Raw genomic sequence first — 15,639 nt, 5'->3', positions numbered from 1 at the left:
GGATCAAGCAGCCGCGCGGGCGGCAGCCGTGGCGGCTTCGTCGATGGTCAGGGTGTCGGCGTCGGCAATGATCACGCCGTAGTCCAACCGCGCGCCTTCGATTGACACGAGGCCATTGCGCACATCTTCGACCACCTTCAGCGGGTCGCGTTCGAACGGGTTGCCGAACCCACCACCACCGGGATTGAGGTTCGCTGCAATTTCGCCGGGTTTGATGGTTTCGATCACGTTGTCGGTGATGATCTGGGTTTCGCCGTCGCGGGTGATTTCAAGACGGCCGACCTTCTTGTGCACCATTTCGGATTTCGCCCCAGCGGCCCCCATGGCCGGAATGCGGCGGCCTTCGCCAAAGGTGACCAGCGTCATGTCGGTGTCCAGCGGCTCGACCGCCCAGCGCGTGCCGGATCCCCCACGGAATTTGCCCGCGCCGCCGCTGTCTTCCATCAGCCCGTATTCGTGGATGATGATCGGATAAGAGTGCTCGAGCATCTCAATGTCGCCCGAGGTCAGCGCGCCGAAGCAGCACTCAGGTCCGCAGGCATGCCAACCGTCCTGACTGGCCGTGGCCCCTGCCCCCGAAATGATCGAGGCCAGCACCATGGTGACGTATTCCTCGTCATGGCGACTGTCCCACCCGGCGATGTTGCAGCCGTTGGCATGGCCCCAGCTGGCCGAGACTTTATCGGGCGCGGCCTGTTCAAAGGCCAGCCGCACCGCATCGGTCAGCGTTTCCATCGGGGTGGTGGTGCAGTTCATGTGCGGCGCGGGCGACTGCGCATTGCACAATGTGCCCTTCTTGCCCATGTCGACCGTCACGTTGCGATACAGCCCTTCGTTATAGGGCGGCGGCAACTGGGCGAACATCATCAGGCCCAAGTAAACACCTGAGTAGCTGTTCCCCTCGTAAGAGTTGATGAAATACGGAATCTGTGGCGGGCTTTCGATTTCGATATGACAGCTGTCACCTTTGATGGTGACGGTCGCGGTAATGTCGAAATCACCAAAGCCGTGACCTGCATCTTCCAGAATGGCGGTCCCCGAATAGGTTCCGTCGGGCACCTGGCTGATCAGACCGTTCATGTGGGCATTCGCCATTTCCAGCAGTTCGGCAATGCAGTCCTGCACCACGTCCTTACCGTATTTGTCCATCAATGCGGTCAGGTTGCGGGCGCCTACCTGGCAAGCCCCAATCAGCGCATTGAAGTCGCCTTCCTGGTCGCGGCGTGCACGCATGTTGGTCAGCAGCATGTTCATGATGTCGTCACGCGGAACGCCCTTGTCCCACAGCTTGATTGGCGGAATGCGCAGCCCTTCTGCAAAGATCTCTTTGGCTTCGGGATTGTAGCCCGCAGGCACCGGCCCGCCGATGTCCGTCAGGTGACCCTTGCAGACCGTCCAGAACACCAGCTCGCCTTCATAGAACACCGGGTAGTACATGCAGGTGTCGATGATGTGGCTGCCGCCATAGGCAGGGTCATTGTGCAAAATCAGATCGCCTTCGTGGATGTCGCCCTCGAAGAAATTTGCGACCGATTTCATCGCCGGGATCAGCGAGCCGAGGTGGATCGGAATATCCTGACCTTGCAGGATCATCTCGGGCGTGTGGTTGAAAAGCGCCGTTGAATAATCATGCGCCAAGTTGAAAACCGAGCTTCGCGCGGTCTTTTCCAGGGCCAGCGTCATTTCGCGCTGTGTGGTTTCCAATACTCCGCGCACCACGGAAAGCGTGATGGGGTCAACTTGTCTATTAGCCATTCGTTCTGGTCCTTTGCATGGGCGCAAAGGGGCCGCCTGATAAGAGCGATTTTCCTCTCGATCCGGCGTGCTCCTCCTGCACATCGAACTTGTAATCCCACCTTGTCGCGGCTTGCCGGGATGGTCTTGGCGCTGAGTGCAGAAGCGTTTGCATCTTTGCGCAGAACAATTTGCCGTTCAGCGCAGAACTGTTTGCAGCAGAGTGCAGAACACCCAAATTCCTTTGTTTTATTGGGATGCTTGGCTATGGTCAGGCTTGGGAGGAGACGCATATGACCGCCGAGTTCACATTCTCGACGGCTACGACAGAGCCGCAGCACCGCTCCAGCAAATGGAACGCGGTGGTAAATGATGCGTATTTTCCGCTGGAACTTCAGTTCCGTGATCCCATTCATTTCAATGGGCAGCTAAGCCGGATGTCGATGGGGCATGTGGGTCTGTCCCGGCTGACGTCTGATCCGCTCAGCTATGAACGGCGGCGCGCGCATATCCGCGAGGCGCGGGAAGAGGAATATCTGATCACCCTGCCACGCGCGACTTCTGTCGAGTTCCGCCAGCTGGGGCGCGAAGTGCGGTGTGATCCGGGCGGTTTCATTCTTGAACGTGGCGACGAGCCCTATCGGTTCCTCTATGAGAACCCTAATGACCTGTTCGTCCTGAAGGTCGGGCGCAAAGCCTTGGAAGAGCGGGTCCGCCAGCCTGACCGGTTTTGCGCGAGGGTGTACAATGCAACGTCCGGCACTGCCGGGTTGTTTGCCTCGATGGTGGATCAGGCCCAGTCGAAGTTTTCGGATTTCGGGGCGGCCGCGGGTGAAACCGTGGGGCGCCAGCTGTTGGAACTGCTCGGACTTGCCCTTGACGAGACGGTCGACGCGAGCTCAAGCAACCTCTCTGCAGTTCGTACCGCGCATATTTCCCGCGTCGAGAAATTCATTCGCGAGAACCTTAAGAACCCGAACTTGTCCCCCGATCTGATCGCCGAAAGCTGCGGGATTTCGAAACGGTATCTGCATGACCTGTTCAAGGATGTGAATGGCACGGTCAGCCAGCAGATCCGCGATCAACGCCTGATCGCAGCGCGGGATCGTCTGGCGACGGCGCCAGGGCTTCCGATCGCGGAAGTCTCGTATCGGTTTGGGTTTTCGGACCAAGCGCAATTCTCTCGTCTCTTCAAAAACAAGTTTGGCATTACGCCCTCTGCCTACAAGGCAGAGATCAGCGGATAGCTTTCCACGACAGGAATAACTCTGCTTGAAAAACGAAATCGTGGCTGGTGATCGCTTGTGTGAATGCTATGCCAAACCGACATGATTGATGGCGGGGCGGTTCGATCCACGACTAGTCGAATATCTCACATGACCGTATCGCGTGCGCTAAAGCTCTAAACCTGCCTGCGATATGTCCCTGAATCTATCAACGGTCAGCAGTCACGCCATCGACACTCGCACAGGATTAATTCTGTCTGAAAATGGTGCCCCCACACAGCATCCTCGACTAGTCTGATACCATCCAATATCATCCTTTTTTCCACATGTTTTCTGATCATTAGACGAAACTCTCCTCTGATCTCTTCTCATGCAGTCCGATAGCATCTACTTACTAAAGGTGGATATTTCGGTGGATAGAATGGGCGTCAGAAACAAACTCACAGTAACCCAAATCAAAAGTCTAGGACCTGGCAAGTACAATGATGGGGGAGGATTGTGGCTGCACAAACGAGATGGTGGAGCGGGACAATGGTTCCTTCGCGTCACGGTACACGGTCGCCGCCGCGAGATGGGGCTTGGCGGTCTATACAATGTGTCCCTCGCTGAAGCCCGGGAAGAAGCGGATCGTTGGCGCTCAGTGGTCCGATCAAACAAAGATCCCATCAAAGAGCGTGCTCGAATTCGCAAAGAAGCGGATCGGGGTGACCACACTTTAGCCAGCGTAACAGAAGCAGCATTCAAAGCCCGTCAGGCTGAACTCAAAGGTGGCGGTATAGCTGGGCGATGGTTGTCTCCCCTAAATATACACGTGCTACCGAAACTTGGGCGGGTTCCGATCGAGGAGATCGACCAACAAGACATCCGCAATACTCTCGCTCCTATGGTGCAACAATCCGAAAAGCGATTGCCCAGGTTTGCGAGCTTCGTCGTATCGGAGAGCTTGGATCTCAGGCATAATGCGCGGATGAAGCACCCTTACTTTCGGAGGTAGATCCGAAGCAGCCTCCTCTTTGGTTCGCCGTATTCCCAGCGCCGGATACCCTTTGTTTGAAGAAAAAACCGCGCGATGTAGCTCTTGCATATTCCCTCGCTTGGGAACGTCGAAAGCAATCCGAAAATCGTTGAGTGACCCAAGCGCACCTGGGAAGAGTTGATCCATGACTGCCCAGATATCCCGGGTAGCATTTTCAACGGGTGTACCAGTCAAACCGATGCGAAATTCTGCATTGACCGCCTTCGCAGCATTCGAACGCAAGGTTGATGGGTTCTTTAGATTCTGGATCTCATCGAACACGGCAACCTCGAAAGGCGTTTGGGCAAAGGTCACCGCGTAGTTTGCCAAGGTTTGATAGGTTGTAATCACGAGGCGTGGCTCTGAGCAGTCGATCAGATCAGAGAGGTCCAGTTTCGAGCGTCCGTCCTGAATGTCACGTCCGCGTGCGCCCTGTACGCGCCATGCCTTGAGCTCCCGGCCATAGAGACGGACCGGTTCTCCGAAAACACCCGGGAAAAGGTGCTTCCTGGCTTCATCTTCCCAATTCCTCAACAACGATGTGGGAGCGACGATGAGAAACGGCTTGATGGGCAGCTCACCATTCGTCATTCGCTCATTCAACCAAGCCAAGAAGGAAAGAGTTTGAACGGTCTTTCCAAGGCCTTGTTCATCGGCATTTAGGATGCCGGGAAGGCCCGTTTCCCATGCCGAAACTTGCCAATCAAATGCGGATTTCTGATGCGGATGCAAAGATGTCTTCAGTGTAGCGGGCAACCCTTTATCCGTCGCGAAAACCCTTTCGTGCAACCTTTCGCGGAACTCGAGTTCCCAAAAGTTATCATGCGTTACGGGCAGGAAGGCCGTAACTTCTGCGTCCTCGCCTTGATTCTGAATGCTCCGATTAAGATAGAGCTCGAGGCGCCGCTCTACTGCTTGGATTACCAAAGCCGTAACTGGAACAATGCCCTGCTCCAGCTGGATCTCATTGTCCCCATTCTCCTGAGCTTTCTGGAGTTTCTGCAGTACGAACTCCAACTCCTCTTCAGGGATGGTGCCTAAGATCTCGCCAACGATCGCATCGACGTCATCTGGCAACCACGATGTACCCGACCCTTCAAGGACTTCGATTTCTGGTTTGGTCCACTTCCTGATTTCGATGACACGGTCAGTCCATTCCTGTGTTTCTGCCCATGCCTTCTCAAATTCCATCTCAACCGTTTCAACTTGGTCGGTGGACGGAATAAGCTCATTTAATCGCCCATCATCAATTAGGGCCTGCTCGATGGCGTCAGCAACGATACGATCCGCGTTTTCAAGAAAATCTCTCCTTTCACCCTCTGTTCCCTTCGCATGCCGCGCAATTACATCCACGACGGGTACGACCGACCTGTCCAGGATAAGGAACCGGTTTTCTCCAACGCGATATGCCGGTTGAGCTCCACGTTGGTTGGCATCGTGCTTGAAAGTACTGAGTTCCCTGCCCTGGAGAGCCGCAGTACCCTGATTGGGGCAGATATGCCGCGATCTGGCGGCTGCCAAAGAACGGATACTTCGTAAATATCCGGTCAATCTCATGCATCAGATCAATCGTCGCCTGATCAAAGCCAACAGGCGTGTAATAGATTGAGGAACGGCTGATCTTGAGCAGCTTACACTGGCGCGTCAGGCTAAGGTCGGTGTTGTCCTTGCGGATCATCTCGCGGCGTTCCCCCTCTCATCGATACTGCGTATCGACTGCCGGGCAGTGGACGGGCTCATCGCTTCAGCCCTTGTGACAAAGCTACGGGGACCGTGGCCCCGGCGGGGCCGCGTAAGCCCCCGTACCATTTTCCACCGCCAGCTGACCAATCTTGGCATGAAGCTCTTTGATCTCGCCGTCTTTGTTCTCAGCCTTTTTGACCTTGTCCGAGAAACCGTTGGCCATGCCTTCAATCGCCTGCCGTTTCCACGTGCTCACCTGCGTAGGGTGCAGCTGGCGCTTCGATGCAATCTCCTGCACCGTCTTGTCTCCGCGCAATGCTTCAAGGGCCACAGTCGCTTTAAACTTGTCTGAAAAATTCCGTCGCTTTGTCATTCTTGTATCCATTCAATCAAGTTGGATACATCTTAGCACGCTGTCCGAATTTGCCGGACCACTTCACACTCACATCTATTGCATCGCACAAAGAAGTATACACGATCATGAGGTTCCATGCATGCCCCCTCCTGTATGAGCTTATGGCCAGTGAGGCTACAAAATGTCCTGAACATTTGCGGCACTCTCTCCCATTGCCACTTCCGCGCCAATATTGGAGAGCTGCCCCGCAACCTCCTCAGGCCGCATCGGCCTGGCATGCAGATAACCTTGTTGTCTGAACAGCTGATACTGCACGAGCAGCTGCGCTTGTTGAGCTGTCTCGACACCCTCCACAATCGCTTTTACCTCCAAATTCCTGAGGGTCAGAGCTTGGCCTTTGAGTATCTCGCGTGTCGCTTCCGACGTTTCCAAATCATCAATGAGACCCTTGTCAAACTTTACCACATGAATGGGTAGTTCTTTTAGACGGTTGAGGTTGCTCGATTCCATCCCAAAGTCGTCGAGCGCGATAATAAAGCCGTACTCGGCGAGGATACTAAGTTCCGCCCGGAGCACGTCGAAGTTGGCACGCTGCGATAAAGCCGTTTCGGAGAGCTCAATCATGATGACGCGGTCGGCAAAATTCTTTGTGAGTTCATAAATGCCAACCAACTCTTCTGCGGCTCCAGCGTAAGCCAATTTCTCAAGCTGGTAATTGAAGCTGACATAAGCATCCGGGAAATCCGCAAGCTTCGCGAGGACATCCTTACGCATAGCGGTGTTTAACGCGGCAAAGGCAGGGTCACGCGTTACTTCATCAAAGAGCTTTACAAATTGACTCGGTTGTAAGGCCGGTCCATCTGCTTTTTGCCAGCGAATGAGCGCCTCAAACCCTTCGATGTGCCGATGCTCGGCATTCCAAATCGGCTGCACTGCATAATAAAACTCACCTGCCTCCAAGCCGAGCTGTACTTCTACCGGTGTAATGAACGTCCCGCGCAACGTCAAAGCAAGCAGCGCGTCTTCCTCCCCGGCACACACCATATTGCGTCCACGCATCTTCGCTTCACGGGCGAAATCGTCAGCCAGACGCATCGCATCTGATAAGACCTCAGATGTGCCCAGTTTAGCGATGCCGATACTCGCCGTTCGGCTGATAGTGCGCCCACCACTCACGACGACCGTCTGCTCTAAGGCCACGCGGAGTGCCTCGCCAAATTCCTTGGCTTCCTCCCACCCCTGCCAAGGCCGGATGATTGCAAACTCCTCCCCACCAAGACGGGCCGCGCAACCGACTGTTTCCGTCAAGCGCATCATGGTTTGCCCGATAGCGCTCAACAGCGCATCACCAGCCTCGTGGCCGTAGCTGTCGTTCACAGACTTAAAATGGTCGAGGTCGAAGATGTAAACGCCAGCATCTTTTTTACGGGTTCCATCGCCACGTTGTTCCTTCAGACCACGACGTGAGTGAAGGCCTGTCAGCTCATCGTGGCTCACAAGCATCTGAAGCTGATGTTGGGTCCGCATCATGTCTGTGACATCCACAAGCGTAATGATATTGCTCAAGCTTCCTGCGAGCTCTTCGACGACGGATTGCAGCTCAATTTGACGCAGTTCCCCGGCTTTGGTCCTGAAGCGCAGGGTATTGCGGACCATATTTTTGGAAGCTTTCTGTGACTTTAAGGTTTCGCGAAACTCCTTGCTGATCACCGCGTCTTCCGGCTCCATGAACTCCGTCAGGTCCTGTCCAACGGTTTCCTCACGGGTATAGCCTAATTGATTTATCCAGGCATCCGAGCACGTTTGGATCTTCCAGTCGTCCGATTGAGAAATGATCATCGCTGCATTGCGGTTCAAGAGCGTGTCGGCCAAGGCCTTCTGCGTCGCAAGCTCTGTGATATTCGTAACGGACGAAACAAACATGGTCTCCTCTACAGTCGACCCTGCAACGGCATTGGCCATAATAGTCACTTGCAACTTGGCGCCAGAGTTAGTTCGTAGTGTCCACGTATTGACGGCTTCATCGCCTCCTGTTTGTATTGCTTTCTCCGCTTCCTGCCGAGCTTCCCTGGCCCGGTCTTGTTCCTCTTCAGCCAAAAAGGACACGAAATCCCTGCCGATCGTCTCATCACGGCTAAAGCCTGTCAGCCGCGTCCAGCCAAGAGATGCGTTCCGAATAATATAGCTACTGTCTAGCAGCAAAGTTGCGGAAGGGCTTCTTTCCAGAACCTGAAGCCAGGCTTCGGCTTCAACACGGGCACCTTCGGCCTCAAGGTTCTTCGTTTCTAGCGCTCTAAGGCTCGTCTCGAGGTCAGTCACATCCGCAAGCGATGCCACATAAGCGTAGGGCAGCGAGACATCGCCAGTGCCCTGGAATGTGACCTCGAGGCTGAGAGTTACGCCAGAGGCCAAAGTCCGCGTCACCTGAGCGGTATAACTTGCCCTTGGGTTTGCTTGGAACAGGTCTGTGACCGCTTGAGCATGCGGCGTAAAATCTTCGAATAAATCGTCAAAATGCCTGCCCTCCAGCTTGGCTTCAGAGGCGTCAAACCACTCTTGTGCGTTTTTCGATATCGTGAGGACACGCCGCTGCGCATCGAGCGTGACCAGCGCATTCGGGGCCAAGTCCTGCGCGCGCCTGTCAGCCTCACGCCCATTGGCAGAAACATAACGCGCAACCAGAACCAAGGTTATGATACTTGCAATAATTGTGATGGCTAATGTGAGCTTGACCTGGGTCAGCCATCCATCCAAGCCCAAACGGCTCAGTAGAAGATAAAAATAAATAGAGCTCGTTACGACAAACACTCTTCCTGCCTGGTAGAGGGACGACAAAAGCACCAGTGGCAAACTGAGAAGGACAAAGACAACATGTGGCATTGCCAAAAGCGCGTTCACAGGCACGAAGGCATAAAACGCAAAGATAGTGCCGACATAAAGGCAAGCGATGAGACCAAATCGCTGGATTCTTGGCTCGAGCCGCTTAAATCCTAAATGCTGTTCCAATATTTTACCTGAGAAGAGCATCAAAATGGTGCCTGACCCTATCAGTCCCCCGGCCCCCCAAGTCACCATATTCAGCGCAAGGCTTCCCTCAAATAGAAACGTCACAAGACCGCCGCCAATAAGGCTGCCAAATACATGCACCAATATGACCGCCAAAATTAACGCGGTGTAAGTGCTCACAGATATCCGCATTGATGAGAGCTGTCGTCCGTGAACCCGCAAGCCAAAGATTGCGACAGTCAAGTTTGCAATAACAACGCCTTCAACAGCATTGACGCCAGACAATAGGCTGGACGCGACAAACGGGTTCCCCGCCAGAAGATTGACAAAGAGGATCGTGGCGTAAAACAACGCAATTGACGCTGACCACTGTGTTTTGGGGCGCAACACCAGACAGTACGCGAGGTAACCATTGGCCCACCAGATAACAGCGATAGGCGTGTCGGCCATGCGCCCAAAGGCAATGGCGCCAAAGGCGAGTGCGAAGGTGACAACAGCTTGGAACGCATAGCGTTGCCACTCAGGTGCGTCAAAGACCGCATAGGCGGTTAGACGCCCGAAGACGCCTGATGGAGTGTAAGTATTCCCAAAATAACGCCGCTCTGGGACAAACTTGGTCAGTACCCCCTCAGGTGTCATATCGCCCGCCGCAATGCGCTTTTGCAGCTCCGATGACCGAAGAGCGGAAAGCTCGAACGGAAGTCCCACCAAGACCAAAGCGCCTGCGGACAAAACATACAAAGTGCTTTCAACGATCATACCGACGACAAAAACACACACCAGAACGACAACCAGGACTGCCAGGCCAAACGCATTGGTCTTGGGTGTACGCTCATCGTACAGCAAGCCAACAGCAGGTGCCTCAGAGGCAATAAACCCAGCGAAGCTACAAATCATGACGCTGGCTATAAGTGAGAGCCCCTCCAGGTCAGGATGGCCAATGGCCAGAACTAAGTCCCCAACTTGATGTAGGGCCAGCATGACTATGGCGCACAAGAGGCCATAGGACAGCCAAGCTAAGCGCGATGACCTGCGGCGAACGACATGCGCATCAAGGCTGTGAAGCAGCGTAAAAAAGGCAATGAGCCAAAACGAGGTAAACGAAGCCTCTGTCGGCGCGCCAAACACACCATCCAAAAATGCAAGATATGGAAGCTCAAAAAGCTGTTCTTCCATGCGCAGGATGGTCAACAGCCATAACACAACTGTAACGCCTAGAGTGACCTTCCTAGAAGCAACACCTTCAAGCCAGGTCGGGCCATAACCACGCCGGAGTGCCGCAAGCCCAACAACGAGCGTGAACAAATAAAATGAAGCAGGATAAAACCCAAAGCCGGGATGGAGCTCAGCTGAAAACAGACCCTGGCCAAAAACGTCCACGAACCCCAGCAACCAAACGCCGAATGTGACGACCGCAATGATGGCCTTATATACGGGCAAGATAGCGTCTGGATCGGCTGCAGAAGATTGATGTGGCATGAAAAGTAGGTTCATAAAATAACAAAGCTGCCTTAAAGCTGCGTTCAGGTATTCGCCTTTTAAACACATACTGCATCAACGCCGCCAAATAAACACCAAGTATTCGCACAGCTGTGTCCATGACTGTGAGGCGGTGAAGTCATGCGCACCAGATCAGAACGAACTGGGCATTGCGATGGTGCAGCTGGCGCTCAGATGTAACGGAAACCAGCCAATACAATCAGGACCGCTTTCGGGACCACTTTTGATAGCTGCTCGCCTCGTAACACTCTATTTTTGCTTGATAGTTTTGAGAGTTCAGCCTTGGGGCTTAATTTGAATTCTCCACTAAACAGGTCAGAATGGCAGGAATTTCATCGCCCAATTCCTCGGGAACCAACACCGCGTCTCCGCTAACGGTATACCGCACTATTTTATTGGAGAAATTAGTGTCAAATGCCCACCCAACAACCATACATTCTCTAAGTGTGTCTCTTAGGCTAACGCCCTTCCAAGTGGCGCTTATCAGAGTGAACGCAAAAACACGCTTTAACGTTGATATATTCTCGAAGTTTAAGATGGCCGCTGTGCCAGAAACCACCTCAAGAGGTAAATCAATCAGAGTTCCCGAACGAATTTTCGGCCTTTCACCTAGCGCCAGTGTCAATACCGGCGGCTCAATATTATCGATATAAAGCTGAAAGTCGTTTGCTTCGATCGACACTATATTTTGGTCTCCAAGAAGCACCACACGATCATTTTCAGTCATTGATAAAGATGCGCCTAAACTCGGTGCTATTTTGTAGGTAGCTGGTGCATCCTTGGTCGAGCGCAAAGTGTAGATGACAGGGCCTTTGGCCTTCGCGCCATCAAGGATTACGCGGTCACTAGATCTAATATCAAAGACGACGCCTTCAGGATATAAATTTTCTGTAAAACTCAGAAATTTGGCTCCGCGCACCGAAATTGTGGCCGGTTTATCAAAGGTGTTACCGACAACCTCGACACCCCATATGCGTGAATCTGTGTGACGCGAGATATTCTGGCCATTCCATTCAGTACCCTCATTGTAGTCTGACAAGTCATCAAGCGCTTCCAGATTGCCGTGTTTAAGGAAGATATCCGTCTTATTTGCACCGAAACGGTTGGCTTCTACACTTGTCAAAGAGCTTCCCGCAAAAATTCTTAACCCGTACCGATTGCCATAAATTTCGTTATTGGCGATGAGTGTTCCGTAAGTGTCGTGGACAACAATTCCGTCCAGCTTATTATCGTAGGATGTGTTGTTGATAATCTGCCCCCCCAAAGAGAGGTCGTGCAGCATGATTCCGTTTGCGCCGTTGCCATAAACAATGTTGCTGGAAAATATATTATCGCTGCAACGGCGCGAGCACATCAACCCGGTACCCCCGTTCGAATAGATGATGTTTTCAGTTACAATAAATTGGTCAGTATCGTCATGGCCATCCACTCCATAATCCGTATTATCATGTACTTTGCTGCCGCTGATTTTGAAATTTTTTGCACCATAAGAATAGAAGCCACGGAAGTTGTAGCTAAGCGTCGAGTCGCGGATATAGCCGGTGACAAAGGCCTTCGTGAGGTCAGATTCGGAAGTGACCTTTAAGGAGATTCCATAAGGTGATAAAAATTCCATGTCGGCAACTCGGGAATCATAACCGAGATATGAAATCGTACTGCGCTCCATCTCCAGCCGACCATTGGCCGCCTGTCCGGCTTTGTCCACGAAAGATTCAACGCGTAAGAAGGCACGCCCATCAGACATGTCTAAATCCGGGCCTCCAGTGGCAGGGTCGTAGGACAAGATCGTCACATCCAAGATACGCAACGTTCCCGCCTCGACAATGATGTGAGCTTGGGTTTCAGGCGTGCTCAGCAGTCGCAGTTCTTTGATAATTGTGTTGTCAATCAGCAAGCTGGCGCCACGGCTCACACGTATCGTGGCGGCAAGCATCGCGATACGGTCGGACAACGTTATATAACGGCTATCAGCAAGCTGATCAAAGCTACAGTCACCAGACGTGATATTAATGCCCGCATCACTCCCGCTGGGGGCGTCTGACCAGATGCAAGCAACGCCCAACGTCGGGACAAATGAGAGGCCCGCGATCAGTAGGAACCGTTTAATCAGACTCAAAAACACGGCGGCAATCCTCTAATTTCTCTCTTGAAATGATGCCCAGCGTCGTGCGCAGAATTTCCGGGTCCAACTGGTAAATTTCCTGCGCGGTTTTAGATAGAAAAGCACCCCGCTCGCTGTCGAAATAATCAAATTCATTAATGCGTGAAAAAGGCAGCCCGCGCACTTTGTTTCTGGCGATCTGCTTCGCAAACACCCCGACATAGTCGCAAAACATCTCTTCTTGCATCAGAGCAGATGTTTGTCCCTGAATTACGGTGCCATGAAAAAAGACCGCTGCGAATATTACTAAAAACTGACGCATACTGTTACCTTAACACTGAATAAACGAGCGTAAAGAGAGTCACAAACAGCCCCAAGCGGGTCAGAATGGACAATCGGGCATTCTTATCCAATGCAAGCATGGCTGGATTGTCCGTGACGCTGATGTTCTGGTTATTCCACTTCTGGCGATGCAGAAATGCAAAGGTAAATATTTTCACCAGCGAACTCATTACCTGATTGTAAAATATCAGGTAAGGAAACACTGGGTTATAGTTTGATCCAGAATACGCTATCGCTTGAAGATTCTTGATAATCAATGTGTAGGTTAAAAATAGGATGAATATGTCGAAGTCATCAAATAGTATTAACAATATCAGCACGACCGGCGTCAAAAGGCTGGTCCACATTGAAACACGCTGGTCCAGCAGCCCGTATCTAAAATGCAGCTTGCCTGCAGCGCCACGCCAAGCGTCGGGATGAAGGTTTGCACGCGCCATGTTGCCGCTATAACGTTTAGTCAGTGCTATAGTTTCCTTTATAAAACTATCCTCCTCCTTCTGCTCTTCGATGGGATAGATGAAGACATCCGGCAGATAGCAAACGTCAAAACCTCTTAGCAGCACCTCCAGCCAGGTTGTTTTATCGTCTCCGGTCAAAAGCGAGATATATGCACCCTTGTGTAAAAGATAATCTTTGCGGATCCGGTTGATAAATTCGGGCCGTAGCAGGATGTCAGACCGATACATGGCGAAGCGACCTGTAAGCACCAAGACACGACCTGACAAAGCGAAGGAAGACATTGTTTGGTTGCGCTGGAGGCTACGCAGCCAACGCCAGGCGACGAAGAGCTTGGTCCCCTTCACCAGCGGCACTTCATTTACGCAAATGGCACCGGTCTGGGCATTTGTTTGCAGTTCACCGATACTGCGGACTATGGCCTCCGGTGTCAGAATTGTATCGCCATCCATCAAGAGGACAAATTCCTTTGGCCCATTTGGTATTGATGCTTTAACGATGTTAAGTGCATCGGCAAGGGCCTCTCGTTTCCCCATTCCACGCTGCCGGACAAAGTGCATCACAACAGCGTGTTCGTTCTCGATAAGCTCCGACAGCATTTCTTTCTGGGCTTCGTCACGATATGCGCAGACGATCAGAACGCGCCCTGGCACCATACGGATGCTGTTCACTATTCCAGCGCCCACCGCGCGTAATTGCCCTTCGGTCTGGTCATAAACTGGCAAAATGATCGACAAGCTATAGCTGCCAACCGCGATAGGTTTTGCGGCATTTTTTGAGCTGCGAATGAAGTAAGTCGCACGAAAAAAATTGATGAGACCCCAAGAATAGCGCCAGATGCCCACAACACCCAAACCGAGGATGATCGCATTTGTGCCGCTGTTGCTGGCTATATACGAAGACCACGTAACGAGCAGCACCAACAGGCAAATGTTTAAGAGTAGGGTATTAATCCAACTAAATGACCATGACAGGTCACGCGGATCGTTGTATTTTTCAATGATTACAGGAATGGTCATTCTTTGCGAACAAGATTCTTAAGAAGAGTGTCGAAAACCTTGATTTCCGGACGGCCTGTTATCTTAGCCACATCCGCATCAAACTCGGCGAAAAAGTACTTTTTGTTCAGATTAACATTACTATTGACAAGATTGTGTTCGATAATCTGCCGCGAGTTAAGCGACTGGGTTACCTTGCCTACAAGGAGCTCTCCGAGTTCGGTTTCTAACACAATACTGTCACCGGTGCGTAGGCTGGTGAAAAGGCCATTCATGGTCACAATAGCCCGAACACTACCGTAGTTTTGCGGAATGTTGTACAAGCGCCCTAGCTTGTTGCCCACCTCGACATAATCACCCAAGCTGACGCTCCACTCAACGGCTACGGAAGCCACATTCGTTTTAATAGGTATTGTCAGCGGCTCGCCGTTGGCAGCAATCACGCTGACTTCCGACACGGGCTCCCCCGCAGCAAACGGCGGCGATTTAAGCGATTTAACCTGTCCTCCCACCGGGGACACAACTTCGTAATAATACATTTCCCAGACGGCTTCCGCCTTGGTGGTACGTAGCAGGAATACGCCGAACAAGAATACGATCATCACCGCAAGTAGCACGGGCAAGGACAGAAAGCGGCTCAAAAAGATGCGGCGCGGTTTGACTTGGGACACGGGTACCTGTGCCGAGGTTTCGGCTAGCCAGCCCACGCTGTATTCTGAGCCAGAAACGCTGCGCAGGGTCGCGGCTCGGAGGAATTCCGTGAGGTCCTCGTCGGGATCTACAAATTTTAGTCTAGCAATGGAGTTAAAGTTGCTGCCGATATACAGACAATTCATTGTGCCGCTAACATAGAGCTTTCCATGACGAATCGCAAATTGGACTCGCATAATATCACCAGGCTCATGTTCAAGAAGGGGTCCCTGAACCGCCATACCGCCCACCGATAGGTCATTGATTGGATAATGTTTACCGGCGACCGAGATGGCGCCGGTTACATCAATTCGATCAAATAAACGCTTATTCGCGCTTTTTTCACTATTCATCTTAAAATTCTCCGCGGTGTCGACTTATCATATTAACAGAAGTGTCCGTCGTCAGGGTTTTTGGAACCAATGGCTGCGTAAACTAATAGAGAGTTTGGCTCATCTGGTTGGTTTCATTATGCGGCGTGGTGGCGGTGATGCAAGCGTCGCGTTTCGAGTGTCTTTTGTTTGATCCTTTCC

The 15,639-nt window shown here is 52.3% G+C and carries 9 protein-coding genes and 1 pseudogene; 2 read left to right on the top strand and 8 right to left on the bottom strand.

Annotation, left to right across the window (positions count from 1 at the left end):
• Window positions 1-3 precede the first annotated feature (3 nt).
• Window positions 4-1,755 carry a hydantoinase B/oxoprolinase family protein gene (locus MWU53_RS14935; RefSeq protein WP_247094452.1) on the bottom strand — a complete coding sequence of 584 codons (1,752 nt, stop codon included), beginning with the start codon at window positions 1,753-1,755 and terminating at the stop codon, window positions 4-6.
• A gap of 272 nt (window positions 1,756-2,027) precedes the next feature.
• Here MWU53_RS14935 and MWU53_RS14930 point away from each other — a divergent pair, with 272 nt between their 5' ends.
• Together MWU53_RS14930 and MWU53_RS14925 are read left to right on the top strand one after the other, a co-directional pair.
• Window positions 2,028-2,981: a helix-turn-helix domain-containing protein gene (locus tag MWU53_RS14930; RefSeq protein WP_247094451.1), complete on the top strand. Its 954-nt coding sequence runs from the start codon at window positions 2,028-2,030 to the stop codon at window positions 2,979-2,981.
• 349 nt (window positions 2,982-3,330) lie between these two features.
• Window positions 3,331-3,627 (top strand): annotated as a pseudogene (locus MWU53_RS14925) (Arm DNA-binding domain-containing protein); the annotation flags it as partial.
• 147 nt (window positions 3,628-3,774) lie between these two features.
• On the opposite strand, the gene MWU53_RS14920 reads toward MWU53_RS14925, so the two are convergent.
• The 7 genes from MWU53_RS14920 to MWU53_RS14890 form a co-directional block, all read right to left on the bottom strand.
• Window positions 3,775-5,532 carry a DEAD/DEAH box helicase gene (locus tag MWU53_RS14920; protein WP_247094450.1) on the bottom strand — a complete coding sequence of 586 codons (1,758 nt, stop codon included), beginning with the start codon at window positions 5,530-5,532 and terminating at the stop codon, window positions 3,775-3,777.
• A gap of 205 nt (window positions 5,533-5,737) precedes the next feature.
• Entirely contained in the window at window positions 5,738-6,031 is a 294-nt protein-coding gene (locus MWU53_RS14915) for a transposase (protein WP_247094449.1), read from the bottom strand.
• 156 nt (window positions 6,032-6,187) lie between these two features.
• On the bottom strand, window positions 6,188-10,498 hold the full coding sequence (locus MWU53_RS14910) for an EAL domain-containing protein (protein ID WP_247094448.1): 4,311 nt from the start codon (window positions 10,496-10,498) through the stop codon (window positions 6,188-6,190).
• A 310-nt stretch (window positions 10,499-10,808) separates the two neighbouring features.
• Entirely contained in the window at window positions 10,809-12,641 is a 1,833-nt protein-coding gene (locus tag MWU53_RS14905) for a right-handed parallel beta-helix repeat-containing protein (RefSeq protein ID WP_247094447.1), read from the bottom strand.
• On the bottom strand, window positions 12,622-12,942 hold the full coding sequence (locus MWU53_RS14900; RefSeq protein ID WP_247094446.1) for a hypothetical protein: 321 nt from the start codon (window positions 12,940-12,942) through the stop codon (window positions 12,622-12,624). The genes MWU53_RS14905 and MWU53_RS14900 overlap by 20 nt, the downstream gene beginning before the upstream one ends.
• 4 nt (window positions 12,943-12,946) lie before the next feature.
• Window positions 12,947-14,437 carry a glycosyltransferase gene (locus MWU53_RS14895; protein WP_247094445.1) on the bottom strand — a complete coding sequence of 497 codons (1,491 nt, stop codon included), beginning with the start codon at window positions 14,435-14,437 and terminating at the stop codon, window positions 12,947-12,949.
• Window positions 14,434-15,459 carry a PilZ domain-containing protein gene (locus tag MWU53_RS14890; protein ID WP_247094444.1) on the bottom strand — a complete coding sequence of 342 codons (1,026 nt, stop codon included), beginning with the start codon at window positions 15,457-15,459 and terminating at the stop codon, window positions 14,434-14,436. The genes MWU53_RS14895 and MWU53_RS14890 overlap by 4 nt, the downstream gene beginning before the upstream one ends.
• Between the last annotated feature and the right edge of the window lie 180 nt (window positions 15,460-15,639).

The sequence above is a fragment of the Aliiroseovarius sp. S1123 genome (genome assembly GCF_023015885.1).
Classification (GTDB): domain Bacteria; phylum Pseudomonadota; class Alphaproteobacteria; order Rhodobacterales; family Rhodobacteraceae; genus Aliiroseovarius.
The sequence above is the reverse complement of the archived record's forward strand: the minus strand, read 5'-3'. Positions and strand labels throughout refer to the sequence as shown.

Excerpts from the sequence above, each read along its gene's own strand:
- MWU53_RS14910 (WP_247094448.1), bottom strand. The coding sequence starts at position 10,498 with ATGCCACATCAATCTTCTGCAGCCGATCCAGACGCTATCTTGCCCGTA.
- MWU53_RS14920 (WP_247094450.1), bottom strand. The coding sequence starts at position 5,532 with ATGAGATTGACCGGATATTTACGAAGTATCCGTTCTTTGGCAGCCGCC.
- MWU53_RS14895 (WP_247094445.1), bottom strand. The coding sequence starts at position 14,437 with ATGACCATTCCTGTAATCATTGAAAAATACAACGATCCGCGTGACCTG.
- MWU53_RS14915 (WP_247094449.1), bottom strand. The coding sequence starts at position 6,031 with ATGACAAAGCGACGGAATTTTTCAGACAAGTTTAAAGCGACTGTGGCC.
- MWU53_RS14900 (WP_247094446.1), bottom strand. The coding sequence starts at position 12,942 with ATGCGTCAGTTTTTAGTAATATTCGCAGCGGTCTTTTTTCATGGCACC.
- MWU53_RS14935 (WP_247094452.1), bottom strand. The coding sequence starts at position 1,755 with ATGGCTAATAGACAAGTTGACCCCATCACGCTTTCCGTGGTGCGCGGA.
- MWU53_RS14890 (WP_247094444.1), bottom strand. The coding sequence starts at position 15,459 with ATGAATAGTGAAAAAAGCGCGAATAAGCGTTTATTTGATCGAATTGAT.
- MWU53_RS14930 (WP_247094451.1), top strand. The coding sequence starts at position 2,028 with ATGACCGCCGAGTTCACATTCTCGACGGCTACGACAGAGCCGCAGCAC.